Origin of the sequence: Okeania sp. (assembly GCF_035285525.1) — a bacterium.
GTDB lineage: Bacteria > Cyanobacteriota > Cyanobacteriia > Cyanobacteriales > Microcoleaceae > Trichodesmium.
Genome location: NZ_JAYKGW010000010.1, coordinates 1 through 16,752 on the forward strand (window position 1 = coordinate 1; position 16,752 = coordinate 16,752).

Genomic DNA, 16,752 nt, shown 5'->3' on the forward strand with positions numbered 1-16,752 from the left:
GAATTTCTACAAATGCCACAGATTTAATCGAGTCTGAACCACAAAAAAAGCCTAAATCAATAATTAGAAAAAAAGCTCTAAATAAACTTTATATTCAACCTAATGAAAAAACTTATTTAGTCATAAAATTAAGCGATCGCCGTGTCTATCTCTATCAGAATAACCAATTAAAAACCAGTTATCCAATAGCTATTGGCAGAGAAGGATGGGAAACCCCCACAGGAACCCATAAAGTTATCCAAAAAATAGCAAACCCTACTTGGAAACATCCTTTTACAGGAGAAGTTGTACTTCCTGGTCCAGAAAATCCTCTAGGGGTAAGATGGATTGGTTTTTGGACCGATGGCAAAAACTACATTGGTTTTCATGGAACTCCAAACGAAGAAACTGTAGGTGAAGCAGTTTCTCATGGTTGTGTTAGAATGTTGAACCAAGATGTATTAGTTCTATTTGAAAAAGTAGAAATTGGTACAACCGTTGTAGTAGAACAATGAATAATGAATAATTACATCTAGACCTAGAAACCCGGTTTTTTTAAATAATTACATCTAGACCCAGAAACCCGCTTTCTTTAAGAAAGCGGGTTTCTCTCAGGTAGTTTGCAGTAAGCGCTTTTTTCTGACGGAATGTTGCGCAGCAAAACACACTGTACTAGAATAACTAATGGTGGGTTTCGTACCTCAACCCAACCTACTAATAATATTTTTTTATCCATAGTTTTATTTATACCTTGAATTTAACAATATAAACTTAAAAAAGTGTCTTAATCTCTAATATATAGTACACTAAAATATTGTACATTAGATTAATTTTTTGGATATAATTAATGATTGAAGTCAAAAAAAATTGCTAACAAAGGACGAGGAATTGTTGCGAGACAAGATAGTCATCAAGGAACATTACTAGAAGTTGCTCCTGTAGAGGTTTTTCCATTTGAACCAGACCAAACTAAAGATGAAACAGGTATCTTTAAATATTACTTTGTATCTCCATTAGAGTATAGTAAAAATCACAATATTAACAGATATCTTGTGTTTGGTTTAGCTTCTTTTTGTAATCATGCCAAAAATCCTAATGCTGGTGTAGAGTGGGTTGAAAATGAAGTAGGTTTATGGTCACATTTGATTGCCCAGACAGATATTAAAGTAGGTGAAGAAGTAACCCTATTTTATACTAATATTGATGAGTATGCTGATGCACAGAAGTTTGTTTAATTGTTGGATTATATCATCAGGACTTACCCATAAATCTTCTTGATAAAGCAAATGAATTGCCTAATTTGAACAACAAATTTATTGGTTCCCATATTGTTAAGACTATAGCTCTATATAGGGACAATTTTTTTTAAAATTAGTTCCGCGTTTTAGGAGTCTTTCAGTTAACAAGGTACAAAATTTATAGCCATAATTAAAAAGGGAAAGAATTAATAAACTGCACCTTGTTATCTGGGTTTAGTCAGGGCGATTACCTATCGTTAAATCGGTAATAAAATCAACCAATAAACTATTAAATTTATCGGGTGTTTCCCAATGTGGAGCGTGCCCAGCATTAGCAATATATTGAATTTCTCCATGCCAAAGGGTGGGTATTTTCAAGTTTGTGATATAGTCAGGATTTACTAACTGCTCTTGTTCCCCATGAATAATCATGAGGGGAACCTTCATATTACCCATAATTTCAATCTCGTCTTGATAACCACCAGAAGCAATACTTGCACCTAAATTAGCACGCGCTCTGCCATCAGTTAAAGCAATATCTTCTAAGAAAAGCTCAGGAATTTCTACCATATTTGACCTGAAGAAAGTTGTCACATACGCCAACATATCCTCTTGACTCAGTTCCGAAGTAAAACCTAATCTCAAAGATGGATGTGGCAAAAAAGCATTTTCTAGATCGGGAGAGTTATTAATTGGTGGCGTACCAAAAATTGCGATACCTTGTGCATCTGTCAGTCTATCACTAGCTTCTAAAAGAATATGTCCTCCTAGACTCCAACCTACAAAAATTGCATTAGAAGCATCTAAAGCTTTAGCTACTTCAACAACAGCATCAGCATAACCAGGGAGATTGTAAGTTACTTCTGGGTTAGGAGCTACATCCGAAATGCCATGACCTGGTAAGTCCATCGCAATCAAGCGATATGTCTCACCCAGTTGAGTCTGTAACTGATGTAGGTAAGAGCGTCCCGATGAAGAATTGCCATGAACGAGGAAAATAGTTTGTCCCTTACCTGAACTTTCATAATAAGCGATATTTTGGGTACTAATTTCAATTTTTTTTGGTATTAGTTCCATAGTTTTCAAGTATTACTTTGTACAACCATGTAGAGTATAGCAAAACTAATATGATGTCTGATTGAACAGCTATAAATAAATAACTAGGTCGGAGTCAGGAGTTCCTACGGAATCCTCCGCAAACAGGAGTCAGGAGCCAGGAGGGAAGAAAGAATAACAGGAGAAGAAGGAGAAAGTTTTTTTGATCACTAATTATCCAGACATGATCATGACTTACGCAGCTACCCTAAATATAGTGCTTAAAACTATGGCACTGGTAGTTTTTTGACTATATATATATATAGTACATTTGCGTAAGTCCTGATGATATAAAAAACTAAAGCTGAAGAGATATCTTGTTTTTATTTACCTTCTCTTTATAATCTAGAATTTCAAACATCACTAGACATCTCCAAAAACAAAAAATTAAATCAATTATCTAACATAAATCATCTATTCTTTCCGCCTACTCCCAGCTCCCTACTCCCTATTCCCTCTTTTCTGGAGATGTCTAATACTATCAGGACTTACACGGGAGGCACTATATATAGAGTCTTGGTGCGTTGTGCGCTTTACATGTCGCCTAGCGTTTCGGCGCTTGAGCCGACATATAAAGCGGAGCTTTGCGGAAGGCAAAACGCACCCTACCAATAGCGTTTGCGCGTAAGTCCTAAGTATCAAGGATTACTAAAAAGAAATATCTGGTACCGGAGCATTTTGCTCCCACTGTTAATAACAATGGACCACCATTCTTTCTTTCTTCCTTCTTGCTTCTTCCTTCCTTTATAATACTAACGTTACCAAATATAATATTATCCAATTATGCAAACTACTGATTTTCTAACTCAGCTAAATTTATCTCAACGTCAAGCGGTACAACATTTCTGCGGACCAATGTTGGTGGTAGCGGGTGCGGGTTCCGGTAAAACTAGGGCGTTGACTTATCGTGTTGCTCATCTCATCCGTAATCATCGCGTCCATCCAGAAAATATTCTGGCAGTAACGTTTACCAATAAAGCTGCACGGGAAATGAAAGATCGGATTGAGAAACTTTTTGCTCAACAACAAGCGGAAGCAAAATATGGCAAACCATTTTCGGCATTGACACCGGAGGAACAAACTAGGTTGCGATCGCAAGTCTATAAAAACATAACTAAACATTTATGGATGGGAACTTTTCATAGTCTTTGCGCTCGTATTTTGCGGTTTGATATTAATAAATATCAGGATGAAAAAAAACGTCGTTGGGATAAAAATTTTTCTATTTTTGATGAAAGTGATGCTCAAAGTTTAATTAAACAAATTGTTACTAAACAGTTAAATTTGAGTGATAAAAAATTTGAACCACGTTCTGTTAGATATGCTATTGGTAATGCTAAAAATCAAGGAATGTCGCCTTTAGAATATCAAAGAGCGGAACCAGATTATCGGGGGAGAGTAATTGCTGAAGTTTATGAAATTTATCAAGATAATTTAGCTAGAAATAATGCTCTTGATTTTGATGATTTAATTAGAATACCTGTAGAATTATTTCGCCAAAATGAACAAGTATTAGCTTATTGGCATCAACATTTTAATCATATTTTAGTGGATGAATATCAAGATACAAATCGGACTCAGTATAATTTTATTCGACTTTTAGTAACTAATGGTGAAGAGCCTAAATATTTTAAAAAATGGGAAAATCGTTCTATTTTTGTGGTGGGAGATGTAGACCAATCTATTTATTCTTTTCGGATGGCAGATTATACAATTTTGTTGGAATTTCAGAATGATTTTGGCGATGGTTTGCCTGATGAAGATACTCGAACTATGATTAAGTTGGAGGAAAATTATCGGTCCAGGGAAAACATTTTAGAAGTGGCGAATAAATTGATTGAAAATAATACTCAACGTATTGATAAAATTCTCAAACCAACTAGGGGTATAGGAGAAGAAATTTATTGTTATGAGGCAGATAGTGAGTTAGAAGAAGCAGAATTTGTTTGTAGTAAAATTATTGAAATTACTGACCAATATCCAGAATTAGATTTAGGTAGTTTTGCTGTGCTTTATCGGACTAATTCTCAGTCGCGTCCTTTGGAAGAAGCCTTGATTCATGCTAATATTAAATATGTGATAATTGGCGGTTTAAGATTTTATGACCGGAAAGAAATTAAGGATGCTTTAGCTTATTTACGAGTAATTGCTAATCCGGCTGATACTGTTAGTTTGCTGAGAATTATTAATACTCCCAGAAGAGGGATTGGGAAAACCACAATTGATTCTTTAATGACTGCTAGTGTAGAGATGGGAATACCTTTTTGGGAAATAATTAATGAGAAAACTTCAGTTAATGCTTTAGCAGGTCGTTCTTCAAAAGCTGTAAATAAATTTGCTGAGATAATTCAACATTGGCAAAATGAGGTAGAAAATTTGACAGCTATGGAAATTGTGGAAGGAATTTTGCAGGATTCTGGTTATATTGAATCTTTGAAACAACAAGGTACAGAAGATGCAGATAATCGACTGGCAAATTTAGGAGAATTACTTAGTGCTGTAGCTCAATTTCAAGAAGATAATGAGGATACAACTTTAGGAAGTTTTTTAGCAAATGCTTCCTTAGCTTCTGATTTAGATAACCTGCAAGATGGGCAACAAGCTGTATCGTTAATGACCTTACATTCTGCTAAAGGTTTAGAATTTCCAGTAGTATTTATGGTAGGTTTAGAACAAGGTTTATTACCTCATTTTAGAAGTATAGATGACCCTTTATCTTTAGAAGAAGAAAGACGACTTTGTTATGTAGGAATTACCAGAGCCGAAGAACAATTATTTATTTCTTATGCCACCGAAAGACGACAACTTTGGGGAAGTCGAGAAGCCACAGCTCCATCACAATTTTTAGGTGAATTACCAGAAGGTTTAGTTAATACTAATGCTCTGAAAAAGGTAATTTATAGGTCAAAACGTAAGAGTAAAAATACTGACAATACTGTGTTGAAAAAAGCAGTAAATAATCAAACAGAAAATTGGCAAGTAGGGGAGAAAGTGATGCACGACAATTTTGGTGTGGGGTTAGTAACCAATGTTTTTGGTGAGGGGAGGAAAGTAAGTTTAGGTATCAAATTTGGTAAGAGTAAAAAAATTATCGATCCGAAAACTGCACCGATGGAAAAATTGAATTAAAATTGATCATAATGGAGGGAGAGTTAGAGAAAGAAACTACGCAAAGAAACCCGGTTTCTCGAACAAACCGGGTTTCTGGTTTCATGTGCGTAAGTCCTATGGATAATCAAAAATTTCTCTAATTATTTATTATCCATTGTGAAAGCGATATTGCTACCGCAACGCTGGGCGAACTCCCTATTAAACATCTATTAACTTTAAACAGAGGGACGCCGAATACGGGTTTGGGTTTTATCCGCAACCACCAAACAACCCTGCAAAGTGGCAAGTGGATATTCCTGTACAACTCGCCTCAAAATATCAAGCACAGCTTGGTTACTTCCACTACCTGGACGCAAAAGTAAAATACCAGGGTGAGTTCCTGGTGGAAAACGGCGGACATCAGAAAAATCAAGATCGAGAGTAATAAAAAAGCGTCCTTCAGCACAAACTTGCTGCCATACCACCTCATCATCCTCACCAGATAATCCTTCATCAGTAACCCGATCGCAATCATACCTCTCATTCCTGAGAAATTTAGCATGAGTAATACTGAGATTTTCATCTAATTTTATCAACATAATTTTTATCGTAATGGTAATAGCTCTTCTTCTCTGACCAGTACTGCAGCATAAGCGATCGCTGCTAGTACATTTTCTAAAGTCAAAGGTGGATATTCTGCAACAATTTCTTGTATTGTTAACCCCTCTGCCAGGTTATCTAGAATGACCGAAACCATAACCCTGGTGCCTTTAATACACGGTTTCCCGTGACAAACTTTGGGATTAAAACTAATCTGGTTTTGCCAGTTATTCATTTTTATTTAGCTCTCTCTAATTATCAATATTTGATACTTTCATTATAATTGTTTTGGCTAATTATAACACTTTTTATTGTATTTATTTAGGCGCTTCAATAATTAACAATTAATAATTAATTATTACCTTTTCAAAAGGTATAAGTTTTACATCAAATTTTTCAAATAATGCCTACAAAAAAACCAAACTTTTGCTACAATCAAACAACATATAAAATAAGGATAGGTTAAATAATAATTAATAATTAATAATGAAAACTATCTATAATTATTCATTGGTAAGTTTTAACAACTTTTCTGCTACAATCAAACAAAATATAAAATAAGGATAGGTTAGTGATGACAGAAACCAAAATTTCCACAGAACTACTACGTTCTTTTCCTGACAATATCCAACTGCCAAACTCAAACGGCACAACCGAAACCAATAATGAAATTGATTTTCCTGACCATACCCAACTACCAGAGTCAGACGGTACATTTGTGAAAAACTTCCAAGAGCATCCCCAAAGCATTATTCTTACAGATTCCATTACTCCAGTTTTGCAGCGCATTCATCCTGATGGAGAATATGCTATCGGACAAGACTGTGGCATCTATTGGCGCAAAACCGAGCCTCCCGAACAAGGTGCAGTCTCACCAGATTGGTTTTATGTTCCCAATGTCCCTCCCTTACTGGATGGTGAATATCGTCGCTCTTACGTTCTCCTCAGAGAAAAAGTGCCACCATTGATTGCATTAGAACTGGCATCAGGGGATGGCTCGGAAGAAAGAGATAAAACACCTCTATCCCAAACATCTGAAGGCAAGAAAATTAAACCAGGAAAATTTTGGGTATACGAACAGATAATTGGAATTAAATATTACGGTATTTATGAAATTATCAGTGGCCGTCTAGAGGTTTATCAGTTGATAAATGGGCGTTATCAGCAGATGTCACCAAATGAAAGGAATCATTATCCGATTGAGAGTTTAGGAGTAGAGTTAGGACTGTGGAAAGGAAATTATGAAAATCAAAAGATGTTGTGGTTGCGTTGGTGGGATGCAGAAGGTAATCTGCTGTTAATCGGAAACGAACGTGCTGAAATAGAAAAAGCTAGAGCTGAACGTGCTGAATCTGAACTTGAAAAAGCGTTGCTTGTCCAAAAGAAGGCTATTTCTCAACTCTTGGCAATAGGGTTAACTGTTGAACAAGTTTCCGAAACTATCAATTTGAGTGTCGAGGAAGTTCAGGAAATTTTACAGTAGTAGATTGGGTATTGCGTAAAATATAAAAATATAGAATACTTGTAGGGGTTGACGGCCGTTAACCCCTACAAAGCAGAAACCGGGTTTATGGACGAAATCTGCTCGTTTGAACAAAAATATGATAGGAATAAACCCGGTTTCTTGACTGGTTTGCGTAATGTCTAATACTTTTTGCTGAATTTTGTCGAAATTTGATAACAAAATTATTTGTTTATGCTATGGTATGAGGCTGAAAAATTGACTAGTCATCACAAAGTTTTCCTAGGGGAGGATCGTGGACAATTTCTTGCAGCAAGAATCCGGCAAATTTGGGTCAGGGTTTGACGAAATATTAGCTGGGATAAATAGACAAAATGAGACCTTTAGAATACATAGAACTGACTTCTATCAACAATGGAGAAACATTAGAACCAGGAAAAACATACGAGATTACCTGGGATACTAACATCACTGGAAATGTTCGGATAGACTTGTACGAAGAAGACTCACTTTATAATTTCCTTGATTACAATATTCTTGATGCCTTCCATAAGGCAGCCGATGCTCAAGAGATAGCTGACGAGTTGGGACTTGACGACTATGATGAGAGTTTAATTGGTGGTGGTCTGGCTGAGGATGGCAGCTATACTTGGACAGTACCAGAAGATTTCGTTGCTGGTGATGAATACGAGTTCAAGATAACCAGTATTAGTGACGACACTGTTTACGACTTCAGTAACAGCAAATTTAGTGTTGAGGCTGCTGAAGATTATATTAATGTTACTTCCTTCAATGTAGGCGGGGGTGTAACACGAGGAGAAACATACGAAATCACCTGGGATACTAACTAATATTAGTGGACTAATACAACTAGAACTTTATAAGGGAGACTCGCCCTCCGAATATGCTTACAATGGTGGTTATAATTCTTCCCTGGTTCTTTACACTTCTGCAGGTGGTAGTATTTCAGACCTCCATAAAATAGCCTGGGTGAATGCTGAAGACGGGAGGTACGAAGTGACAATTAAAGACCGATTTGGATTATTGCTTGCCCAGGGGGATGACTACAGGATAAAGTTAACCACTCTCGACGATGGCGTTAGCACCTTTACCGACTATTTTAGTGTTTTGTAGTGGTGTACAAATATTGATTTTTGCCGTTAACCTCCTAACAGTTAGCCAAATAGAGGCGAAGTTTTCAAACTAAAGGAAAGCTGACAGAAAGCGATCGCTCCTCCCAAACCAACCAAGTTTGAGGAGCGACGCTTTTTTTGAGGATTTTATAGAAGTTGAGGGAGAAGCAGAACTTATTTCTTCCCTAGAAATATCTGCCAGTGAAGCAGCATGGCAAGATTATCAAGCAGGTCGCGATCGCGGCAAATCTCTCTCAGAATTAGAATTAGAATTATTAGGGAGGGAACTTGACTGAGTGGAATCTAATCATACTAAAAGCAGCGGAAAATTACCTAAAACGATTGCCCTTACCAGATCAAGAACGGATTATTCGAGGTTTAAAGTTGCTCAAAGCCGACCGAACAATGGTAGATATTAAGCCCCTCAAAGGTCGTCCCGAATGGCGATTGCGAGTTGGTAAATATGGAGTGCTTTTTATAGAAGACAGGGATAACTTAACTTATATTATCACAGTTATTAGTCCGCGAGGAGATGCTTATAAATAAGAGCATCAGCGCATCGCTCCTCCCAAAACAACCGAGTTTGAGGAGCGACGCTTTTTTTTATGGAGGGAAAGAGCGATATTTCATTCCTAGCAATGAAAACTGTCTCTAATTATCAATCATCAAAGCGATCGCTCTCAAGAACTTACCAAAATATAATTACCAATAATCCTTTTTAGTTCCAGTGGAGCTTCCAGAGCAATGGCTGCCCCCATATCTGGACGAACCACCCACCACCAAACCAACTTTTCTAAATAACTAGGCGGTTCCTCGTTCGGACACCACTCAATAGAATCATCATTAACACCAATAATATTAGGAAAAAAATCATTAGCTATAGCAACTCGTTCATCAAGTTTATCCAACTGCACCACATTTTCCCAAGCAACCTCACCAGGAATCGAATTTAAAATTGTTTCTACATCTAAAGTCAACATTAAATTATACCTCCAAAAGCTCTAACTACTCTAACACCAAAGTCTTGTTGTTCTGCAAAAGATTGTTTACCTATCCATTCTCTCACCGTCATCTTTTCCCAACCAGTTAACTCTGGTTGAATAGAATTATAAAAGTTGGTGATTTCTTGATGAATAGATCCTGAACCATGTTCTAAGCGAACTAAATTACCTGTATTATGAATCGCTTCTGCACCAAAAGTCCGTAAATTTGAAGTAGTTTGTCCAACGATATGATGCCAGGCAAATCCTGGGCCTGCCTTACCCATAACTCTTTTAAACTCACTAAATCTCTTGAAACCTTTTCCTGGTCTCGCTTGGGGAACTACCGTCCTTGCTGCCAGTTCTTTTGCCAGAAGCCTGGCTATTTCTTGTCTAGTTTCATCTGTCACTGGTTTGAGTTTAACTACATTACTATATTTGATACTTTCATTATGAAGAAATATCCCTCTTTTTATCAACTTTGGGAATAAGGATCAACCAAAAAAGCGATATTGCCACCGCAATGCTGCGCGAACGCGCAAGCGATACGGAGCATTGTCGCTCCTCCCAAAGCAACCGAGTTTGAGGAGCGACGCTTTTTTTTATGGAGGAAAGGAGCGATAGTTAATTCCAACTAATCAAAACTGTCTCTAATTATTCATTATTAATGATTAATTATTCATTATTTTGAGCAGCTTGTTGGACTTGTTCCACAGTTAAATCCAACCGTTGTGCTATTTCTTCAACACTCAACCCCAGTTCTAAAAACATAGGAACTAATTGCAACTTAGTTAATAATGTCCCCTCTTCTATACCTTTTTCTCTACCTTCTTCTATACCCTCCTGCTTAATTCCTAGATAAAGTCGAGATTTTTTAAAATCATCCATGCCTAGCATTTCTACTACCTCCTCTGGTGATAAATTTTTAAATTTGTACAAAATAATTGTTTTGACTAATTCTAGCACTTTTTCCTTTTCAGTCTGTTGTGCTAGTTCTGTCGTTGCTTTGGCAGCTAACTTTTTGGCCTGTTGTACTGCCAACTCCTCATCTTCTACTATTAACTTGACTATACCTAAACCCAAGTTATCGTAAGCATCTTCTCCCAAGTCTTCGAGATAAACTACCGTAACCTGACTGCTATCTAATAGAACTTTATACGGTTGAGTATCTTCTGGCTCAATATCGCGGTTAGCAAATACCACTAACCCTTGCCAATATTTGGCTTCCTCATATTGACGGAGATACAGAAATATCTCGCCAAAAAATCGACGGTAAAATGCTTCATCTTTTTGCATCTGCACTTCACCAAAATGGATAGGAGTATCAGGAGACTGAGTATTCGGAACTAATACACCATCCAAACGAAAACCTGTTTGTTTGATTTCGACTGAGCGAAACCTGTAAGAACTTGCCAGAGTCGGAGATTCACCTAAGAGTTGAAAGTAAATGCCGGGCATCTCCAAAAAGAGTCGATAAAATATACTATCTGTTTTCATTGAAAAATTTTGTTGTCATAGGGATAATTATATCATGGTGCATAGCTCTTGATAACAGTTTTAGGATTTGTTTAGATTACTTTTGATTTTCAAGTTACGCGATCGCTGCCCGTACATTTTCTCAGGTCAAAAGTGGATATTCAATAATTTCTTCTATTGTCAACTATCAATTATCAAAGCGATATTGCTACCGCAACACAAAGCGATCGCTCTTCCCAAACCAACCAAGTTTGAGGAGCGACGCTTTTTTTATAGAGGAAAGGAGCAATAGTTAATTCCAAGGAACGAAAACTGTCTTTACAGCAGTTTTCATTTCATAAAATCACTGTAGGGAGGTTGCATAACAAAAATGCTAACGTCCCTACCATATTTTGGTTATGGCGATGTGGTTCATCAAAAGTGAAAAGCGCTGTAATTATCCATTATCCATTATCAAAGCGATATTGCTACCGCAACACAAAGCGATCGCTCCTCCCAAAGCAACCGAGCTTGAAGAGCGACGCTTTTTTTATAGAGGAAAAGAGCGATAGTTAATTCCAAGCAATGAAAACTGTCTCTAATTATTCATTATTTTGAGCGGCTTTTTGAACTTGCTCCACAGTTAAATCCAACCGTTGTGCTATCTCTTCAACAGTCAACCCCAGTTCTAAAAACATAGGAACTGCTAGTAGTTTTGCCTCTTTTATACCTTCTTGTCTGCCCTCTTCTTTGGCCATCCGCTGCATTCCTTTATAAAGTCGAGATTTTTTAAATTCCTCCATGCTATACATTTTTATTACCTCCTATTAATTAGACTGACTTTGAGCAGCTTGTTGGACTTGTTCCACAGTTAAATCTAACCGTTGTGCTATTTCTTCAATAGTAAACCTTGCTTCTAGCAACAGAGGAACTACTTGCAACTTAGTTAATAATGTCCCCTCTTCTATACCCTCCTGCTTAATACCTAGATAAAGTCGAGATTGTTTAAAATCATCCATCCCTAACATTTCTACTACCTCCTAGTCGCGATAAATTTTTAAATTTGTACAAAATAATTGTTTTGACTAATTCTAGCACTTTTTCCTTTTCAGTCTTTTGTGCTAGTTCTGTCGTTGCTTTGGCAGCTAGCTTTTTCGCCTGTTGTACTGCCTTTGCCTCATCTTCTACTATTAACTTGACTATACCCAAACCCAAGTTATCGTAAGCATCTTCTCCCAAGTCTTCCAAGTAAACTACCGTAACCTGACTGCTATCTAATAGAACTTTATACGGTTGAGTATCTTCTGGCTCAATATCGCGGTTAGCAAATACCACTAACCCATGCCAATATTTGGCTTCCTTATATTGACGGAGATACAGAAATATCTCGCCAAAAAATCGACGGTAAAAGTCTTCATCCTTTTGCATTTGCACTTCACCGAAATGGATAGGAGTATCAGCAGACTGAGTATTAGGAACTAATACACCATCCAAACGAAAACCTGTTTGTTTGATTTCGACCGAGCGAAACCTGTAAGAACTTGCCTGAGTGGGAGATTCACCTAAGAGTTCAAAGTAAATGCCGGGCATCTCCAAAAAGAGTCGATAAAATATACTATCTGTTTTTATTGAAAAATTTTGTTGTCATGTTGATAATTATATCATGGTGAATAGCTGTTGATCCCACTTTTAGGATTTGCTTAATCTTATCTAAAACTTAATGAGACTGTCTTTAATTATCAATTATCCCAGGGATGTTGCTACTGCAACGCTATGGGAGGAGCATTATCGTTCCTCCCAAACCAACCGAGTTTGATGAGCAACGCTTTTTTTATGGAAGACAAGAGCGATAGTTAGTTCCAACCAATGAAGACTGTCTCTGATTATCCATTATCAAAGCGATGTTGCTACCGCAATGCTACGCGATCGCCTGATTTCCTAACTCTGAAGCTTTAAGTCCTTATTCTAAGAGTTCGTAGAATTTGGGTAAGTCCTGAGTTAAATAAAAATAATTCATAAAGTATAAATGCTTACTAAATTACTGCTTTTTATGCTACTTTTTTGTGTTGCTATTTGAAATACAGAATGTGGGTATGATATAAGTTATGTCAAACCTGTTTAATCAAATTTTAGGTGGTCTTATAGATATAATGATTTAGACTCAAGGGAGGAAGTAGGGAATAGAAAAACCGTTAGTTAAATTCTAGGTTTCAAAAGAATAACTCTGAGAATCCTAGCTGACCTTTTTTCTAAATATTACTATTGGTACATCACTACCAAATTTTATATATAGAAGTTCTAAATCAAATTGTGACATTTTATTGTATGGGTTTAGTCTCCAGAACTAATTTCCGCTTTGGTTTCTCAACTAAAACCCTGCAATTTTTTGACAACTCATTGAGGATTAGGATAAACTCTAGCAGTTTTAGAATTATAAAAATTATCAATGACCTGTAAAATAATAATTTTATGGTCAAAAATATGATCATATACATTAATTTAAAGGAGGTAAAAAAATGAGTTCAGCAGGAACACCTATAAATGTTGAGGTGGTTACAAGAATAATCAATGGTTTTGTTATCCAAGGTTTCCTTGATGACGATGGTGTATTTATACCATTACAAGCAATACCAGAACCAACACCAGAACCAACACCAGAACCAACACCAGAACCAACACCAGAACCAACTACAACACCAGCACCCACAACACAAGATGGTAGAGAGATAGTTGAAATAGATGGTGTGATTGGTTACTTTGATGATAATGGAGACTTTATCGTAATAGCTCCAGAACCAACTCCAACTCCCACACCAGAACCCACACCAGAACCCACACCAGAACCCACACCAGAACCCACACCAGAACCCACACCAGAACCCACACCAGAACCCACAGCACCAGGAGGAGGAACTCTATTTGAAGGAGAGGCGACTGGTACGGATGGAAATGACCGAGCAGTTGGTAGTGTTTTCAGCGATACATTTTCTGGACTTAGTGGAAATGATACTGTATTTGGCCTAGACGAAAATGATTCTCTACTTGGCCAAGATGGTAACGACCAAATTAACGGCAACCGGGGTAATGATACTATTAGTGGTGGTACAGGAGATGATTGTCTACGGGGTGGTAGAGATTCTGATTCAGTCGAAGGTGATGTCGGAGATGATACATTATTTGGCGATCGCGCTGCAGATACAGTTTTAGGGGGAGATGGTAGAGACACTATCTACGGGGGTAAAGACAATGATAGTCTTGAAGGAGGAGCAGATAACGACTCGATTTCAGGAGATATTGGTGATGATACTATATTTGGTGATGCGGGGAATGATACACTTTTTGGTCGAACGGGCGTTGATATAATTTCTGGTGGTGTAGGTTTGGATTTGATTAGTGGTGGTGAAGATGGTGATAGTATTTCTGGAGATGAGGATAATGATTCTCTTTCAGGAGATGAAGGTAATGATACTCTTGATGGTGGTACGGGAAATGACTCTTTATCTGGAGATACAGATGATGACCTGTTATTAGGAGGTGAAGGTAGTGATACTATTTTTGGTGGGGAAGGTAATGATTCTCTTGATGGTGGGGAAGGTAATGATTGCCTTTCAGGGGATCGAGGCAATGATTCTCTTGATGGAGGTCTGGGTGATGATCTTTTGATAGGTGGTCGAGGTGATGATACTTTGACTGGGGGTGCAGGTGATGATACTTTTGTGATTGTAGATTTTGAGGAACTTGATAATTCTAATTTATATACTATTACTGACTTTAGTCTGGCAGAAGATTTGATTAGTTTGGAAGGTGGTCTAACGTTTGCAGATTTAGAAATATCTGATGAGGATGGTAATACTATTATTCGCAATACAAATGGTCAGACTTTGGCTATTTTAATTGGAGTTAATAGTACGACTGTTAATGCTAATAATTTCCTCCCCAACCCAGGAGGAACAGGTACGGATACAGGTACGGATACAGGTACAGATACGGGTACGGATACGGGTACAGATACGGGTACAGATACGGGTACAGATACGGGTACGGATACGGGTACAGATACGGGTACGGATACGGGTACAGATACGGGTACGGACACAGGTACAGATACGGGTACAACACCAACACCATCACCAACACCAACTCCAACTCCAACACCAACTCCAACTCCAACACCAGTTCCTACCCCATCACCAACACCAGTTCCTACCCCATCACCAACACCTCCCGATGAAAATCAGGTGACACCACCATCTCTGAATGAAGTTCCTACTGACATTCAGTTAGATAACAACAGTGTGCTAGAAAATAGTGAAGCAGGTACAGTTATTGGAACATTCACCACAGTAGATGCTGATACAAATAATACCCATGAATACAAAATAATTAATGATGCGGAGGGGCGTTTTGCTATCAATGGAAATCAGCTAGTTGTAGTAGAAGGAGCAAACCTGAACTTTGAGGAAGAGGACAAACGAAACTTTGAAATTGAAGTTAGAACTTTTGACAACGCAAGTGCAAGTTTTACCAAGTCATTTACTATCAGTTTAATCAATGCTAACGATCCCCCAGAAATTACAGTTCCTGACAACCAACAACAGATTAACGAAGGGGAAACCTTAGAAATTGTTGGTATTGAAGTTACAGACCCTGATGTGGGAGACGGAGAAATCAAAGTTATCCTAGAAACTACTAACTCCGAAATTCTGGGGAGCAAATTAACCCTTAACTCTACTTCTGGTCTGACCTTTACCACTGGTGATGGCAAAGCAGACAGTCGAATAGTATTTACAGGAAATTTAGAAGATATTAACCAATCTCTGAATACCTTCACTTATACCACCAATGACTCTGGTACTGATACTGATTTAATTAGTATCACTGTCAATGACCAAGGAAATACAGGGGAAGGAGATGCGCAAACTAACACTGCTGTAATTGATATTACCATCAACGATCTTCCTGTATTGGAAACAAATGCTGAGTTAGTAGTAAATAAAAACCAAACAGAAACAATAGATAATACTCTCCTAGAAACAACTGATAACGATGAAACTACCTTAATCTATACAGTGACAGAATTGCCCACTCGTGGTAACTTACTACTTAATGGAGGAGATTTTATCAGTTTTACCCAGGATGATATAGATGAAGGTTTCCTGACTTATGAACATACTAAAAACAATACTAAGAATGATTCTTTTACTTTTAGTGTATCGGATCAAGTAGGAGGAGAAACCAAAGGTACATTCAATATTCGAGTTAATGAACCACCAAATGTGAATACTACCGAATTAACTGTTATTGAAAACACTGAGGTAGAAATTACTAACGAAAACCTACTAGCAGCAGACCCTGATACTGATGCAAATGCAGGAACCCTAATTTATGAGATTACTGAACGGCCAACCAGTGGTAAAATTCAACTAGATAATGTTACTCTCCAAATAGCAGATACTTTTACTCAAAAAGATATTAACCAAGGAAATCTAACTTACGAAGGAGAGATAGTTGGTACAGATACGTTTAGTTATGTTGTCAGCGATCGAGATGGGGGTACTACCAGTGGGTTATTGAATATTAATGTTGAATCTAGCAATACTGCTCCTGTAGGAGTTGATGATACAGTTACAACTAATGAAGATACAGCCATAAATATTGATAAGTCTGAGTTATTGGCAAATGATACTGACTCGGATGGAGATACACTGACTATTATCGAC

At 37.4% G+C, this 16,752-nt stretch carries 18 protein-coding genes; 9 read left to right on the forward strand and 9 right to left on the reverse strand.

What is annotated here, in order from left to right; genetic code table 11:
• Positions 1 to 59: 59 nt before the first annotated feature.
• Entirely contained in the window at positions 60 to 494 is a 435-nt protein-coding gene (locus VKJ25_RS00860; RefSeq protein ID WP_324234756.1) for a L,D-transpeptidase, read from the forward strand.
• A gap of 336 nt (positions 495 to 830) precedes the next feature.
• A complete protein-coding gene (locus VKJ25_RS00865) occupies positions 831 to 1,214 on the forward strand; it encodes an SET domain-containing protein-lysine N-methyltransferase (RefSeq protein WP_324234739.1) in 384 nt (127 codons plus the stop codon).
• Positions 1,215 to 1,451: 237 nt separating this feature from the next.
• Here the strand turns inward: VKJ25_RS00865 and VKJ25_RS00870 are convergent, their stop codons facing one another.
• Complete coding sequence (locus VKJ25_RS00870) at positions 1,452 to 2,294, reverse strand: alpha/beta fold hydrolase (protein ID WP_324234740.1); 843 nt, start codon at positions 2,292 to 2,294, stop codon at positions 1,452 to 1,454.
• Between the two features lie 801 nt (positions 2,295 to 3,095).
• On the opposite strand from VKJ25_RS00870, the gene pcrA reads away from it, so the two are divergent.
• On the forward strand, positions 3,096 to 5,441 hold the full coding sequence (gene pcrA, locus VKJ25_RS00875) for a DNA helicase PcrA (protein WP_324234741.1): 2,346 nt from the start codon (positions 3,096 to 3,098) through the stop codon (positions 5,439 to 5,441).
• A 197-nt stretch (positions 5,442 to 5,638) separates the two neighbouring features.
• On the opposite strand, the gene VKJ25_RS00880 is transcribed toward pcrA, so the two are convergent.
• Complete coding sequence (locus tag VKJ25_RS00880) at positions 5,639 to 6,001, reverse strand: DUF5615 family PIN-like protein (RefSeq protein WP_324234742.1); 363 nt, start codon at positions 5,999 to 6,001, stop codon at positions 5,639 to 5,641.
• Between the two features lie 5 nt (positions 6,002 to 6,006).
• Positions 6,007 to 6,237, reverse strand: coding sequence for a DUF433 domain-containing protein (locus tag VKJ25_RS00885; protein WP_324234743.1), 231 nt, complete (start codon positions 6,235 to 6,237; stop codon positions 6,007 to 6,009).
• Positions 6,238 to 6,576: 339 nt separating this feature from the next.
• Here VKJ25_RS00885 and VKJ25_RS00890 point away from each other — a divergent pair, with 339 nt between their 5' ends.
• The 4 genes from VKJ25_RS00890 (at position 6,577) to VKJ25_RS00905 (ending at position 9,143) form a co-directional block, all read left to right on the forward strand.
• The gene (locus VKJ25_RS00890; RefSeq protein WP_324234744.1) at positions 6,577 to 7,485 is read left to right on the forward strand and encodes a Uma2 family endonuclease; all 909 of its coding nucleotides are present in this window, start codon (positions 6,577 to 6,579) and stop codon (positions 7,483 to 7,485) included.
• A 353-nt stretch (positions 7,486 to 7,838) separates the two neighbouring features.
• A complete protein-coding gene (locus VKJ25_RS00895; protein WP_324234745.1) occupies positions 7,839 to 8,315 on the forward strand; it encodes a Ser-Thr-rich GPI-anchored membrane family protein in 477 nt (158 codons plus the stop codon).
• A gap of 401 nt (positions 8,316 to 8,716) precedes the next feature.
• Positions 8,717 to 8,893, forward strand: a complete 177-nt coding sequence (locus tag VKJ25_RS00900) for a hypothetical protein (RefSeq protein WP_324234746.1) — start codon at positions 8,717 to 8,719, stop codon at positions 8,891 to 8,893.
• A complete protein-coding gene (locus VKJ25_RS00905) occupies positions 8,886 to 9,143 on the forward strand; it encodes a type II toxin-antitoxin system RelE family toxin (protein WP_324234747.1) in 258 nt (85 codons plus the stop codon). Before VKJ25_RS00900 ends, VKJ25_RS00905 begins: the two co-directional genes overlap by 8 nt.
• Positions 9,144 to 9,277: 134 nt before the next feature.
• On the opposite strand, the gene VKJ25_RS00910 is transcribed toward VKJ25_RS00905, so the two are convergent.
• The 3 genes from VKJ25_RS00910 to VKJ25_RS00920 form a co-directional block, all read right to left on the reverse strand.
• Entirely contained in the window at positions 9,278 to 9,577 is a 300-nt protein-coding gene (locus VKJ25_RS00910) for a hypothetical protein (protein WP_324234748.1), read from the reverse strand.
• Positions 9,577 to 9,987, reverse strand: coding sequence for a hypothetical protein (locus tag VKJ25_RS00915; protein ID WP_324234749.1), 411 nt, complete (start codon positions 9,985 to 9,987; stop codon positions 9,577 to 9,579). Before VKJ25_RS00915 ends, VKJ25_RS00910 begins: the two co-directional genes overlap by 1 nt.
• 265 nt (positions 9,988 to 10,252) lie before the next feature.
• Positions 10,253 to 11,074, reverse strand: a complete 822-nt coding sequence (locus tag VKJ25_RS00920) for an Rpn family recombination-promoting nuclease/putative transposase (protein ID WP_324234750.1) — start codon at positions 11,072 to 11,074, stop codon at positions 10,253 to 10,255.
• Positions 11,075 to 11,457: 383 nt separating this feature from the next.
• Between VKJ25_RS00920 and VKJ25_RS00925 the strand changes: the two genes are divergently transcribed.
• Positions 11,458 to 11,604: a hypothetical protein gene (locus VKJ25_RS00925; protein WP_324234751.1), complete on the forward strand. Its 147-nt coding sequence runs from the start codon at positions 11,458 to 11,460 to the stop codon at positions 11,602 to 11,604.
• Positions 11,605 to 11,634: 30 nt separating this feature from the next.
• Here VKJ25_RS00925 and VKJ25_RS00930 read toward each other — a convergent pair whose 3' ends face one another.
• The 3 genes from VKJ25_RS00930 to VKJ25_RS00940 are packed head-to-tail and all read right to left on the reverse strand — an operon-like array spanning position 11,635 to position 12,622.
• Positions 11,635 to 11,844, reverse strand: coding sequence for a hypothetical protein (locus VKJ25_RS00930; RefSeq protein WP_324234752.1), 210 nt, complete (start codon positions 11,842 to 11,844; stop codon positions 11,635 to 11,637).
• A gap of 15 nt (positions 11,845 to 11,859) precedes the next feature.
• On the reverse strand, positions 11,860 to 12,060 hold the full coding sequence (locus VKJ25_RS00935; protein WP_324234753.1) for a hypothetical protein: 201 nt from the start codon (positions 12,058 to 12,060) through the stop codon (positions 11,860 to 11,862).
• Positions 12,044 to 12,622, reverse strand: a complete 579-nt coding sequence (locus tag VKJ25_RS00940) for an Rpn family recombination-promoting nuclease/putative transposase (RefSeq protein ID WP_324234754.1) — start codon at positions 12,620 to 12,622, stop codon at positions 12,044 to 12,046. Before VKJ25_RS00940 ends, VKJ25_RS00935 begins: the two co-directional genes overlap by 17 nt.
• A gap of 926 nt (positions 12,623 to 13,548) precedes the next feature.
• On the opposite strand from VKJ25_RS00940, the gene VKJ25_RS00945 reads away from it, so the two are divergent.
• Positions 13,549 to 16,752, forward strand: a 3,204-nt coding sequence (locus VKJ25_RS00945; RefSeq protein WP_324234755.1) for a cadherin-like domain-containing protein, incomplete at its 3' end; no start/stop codon positions are given.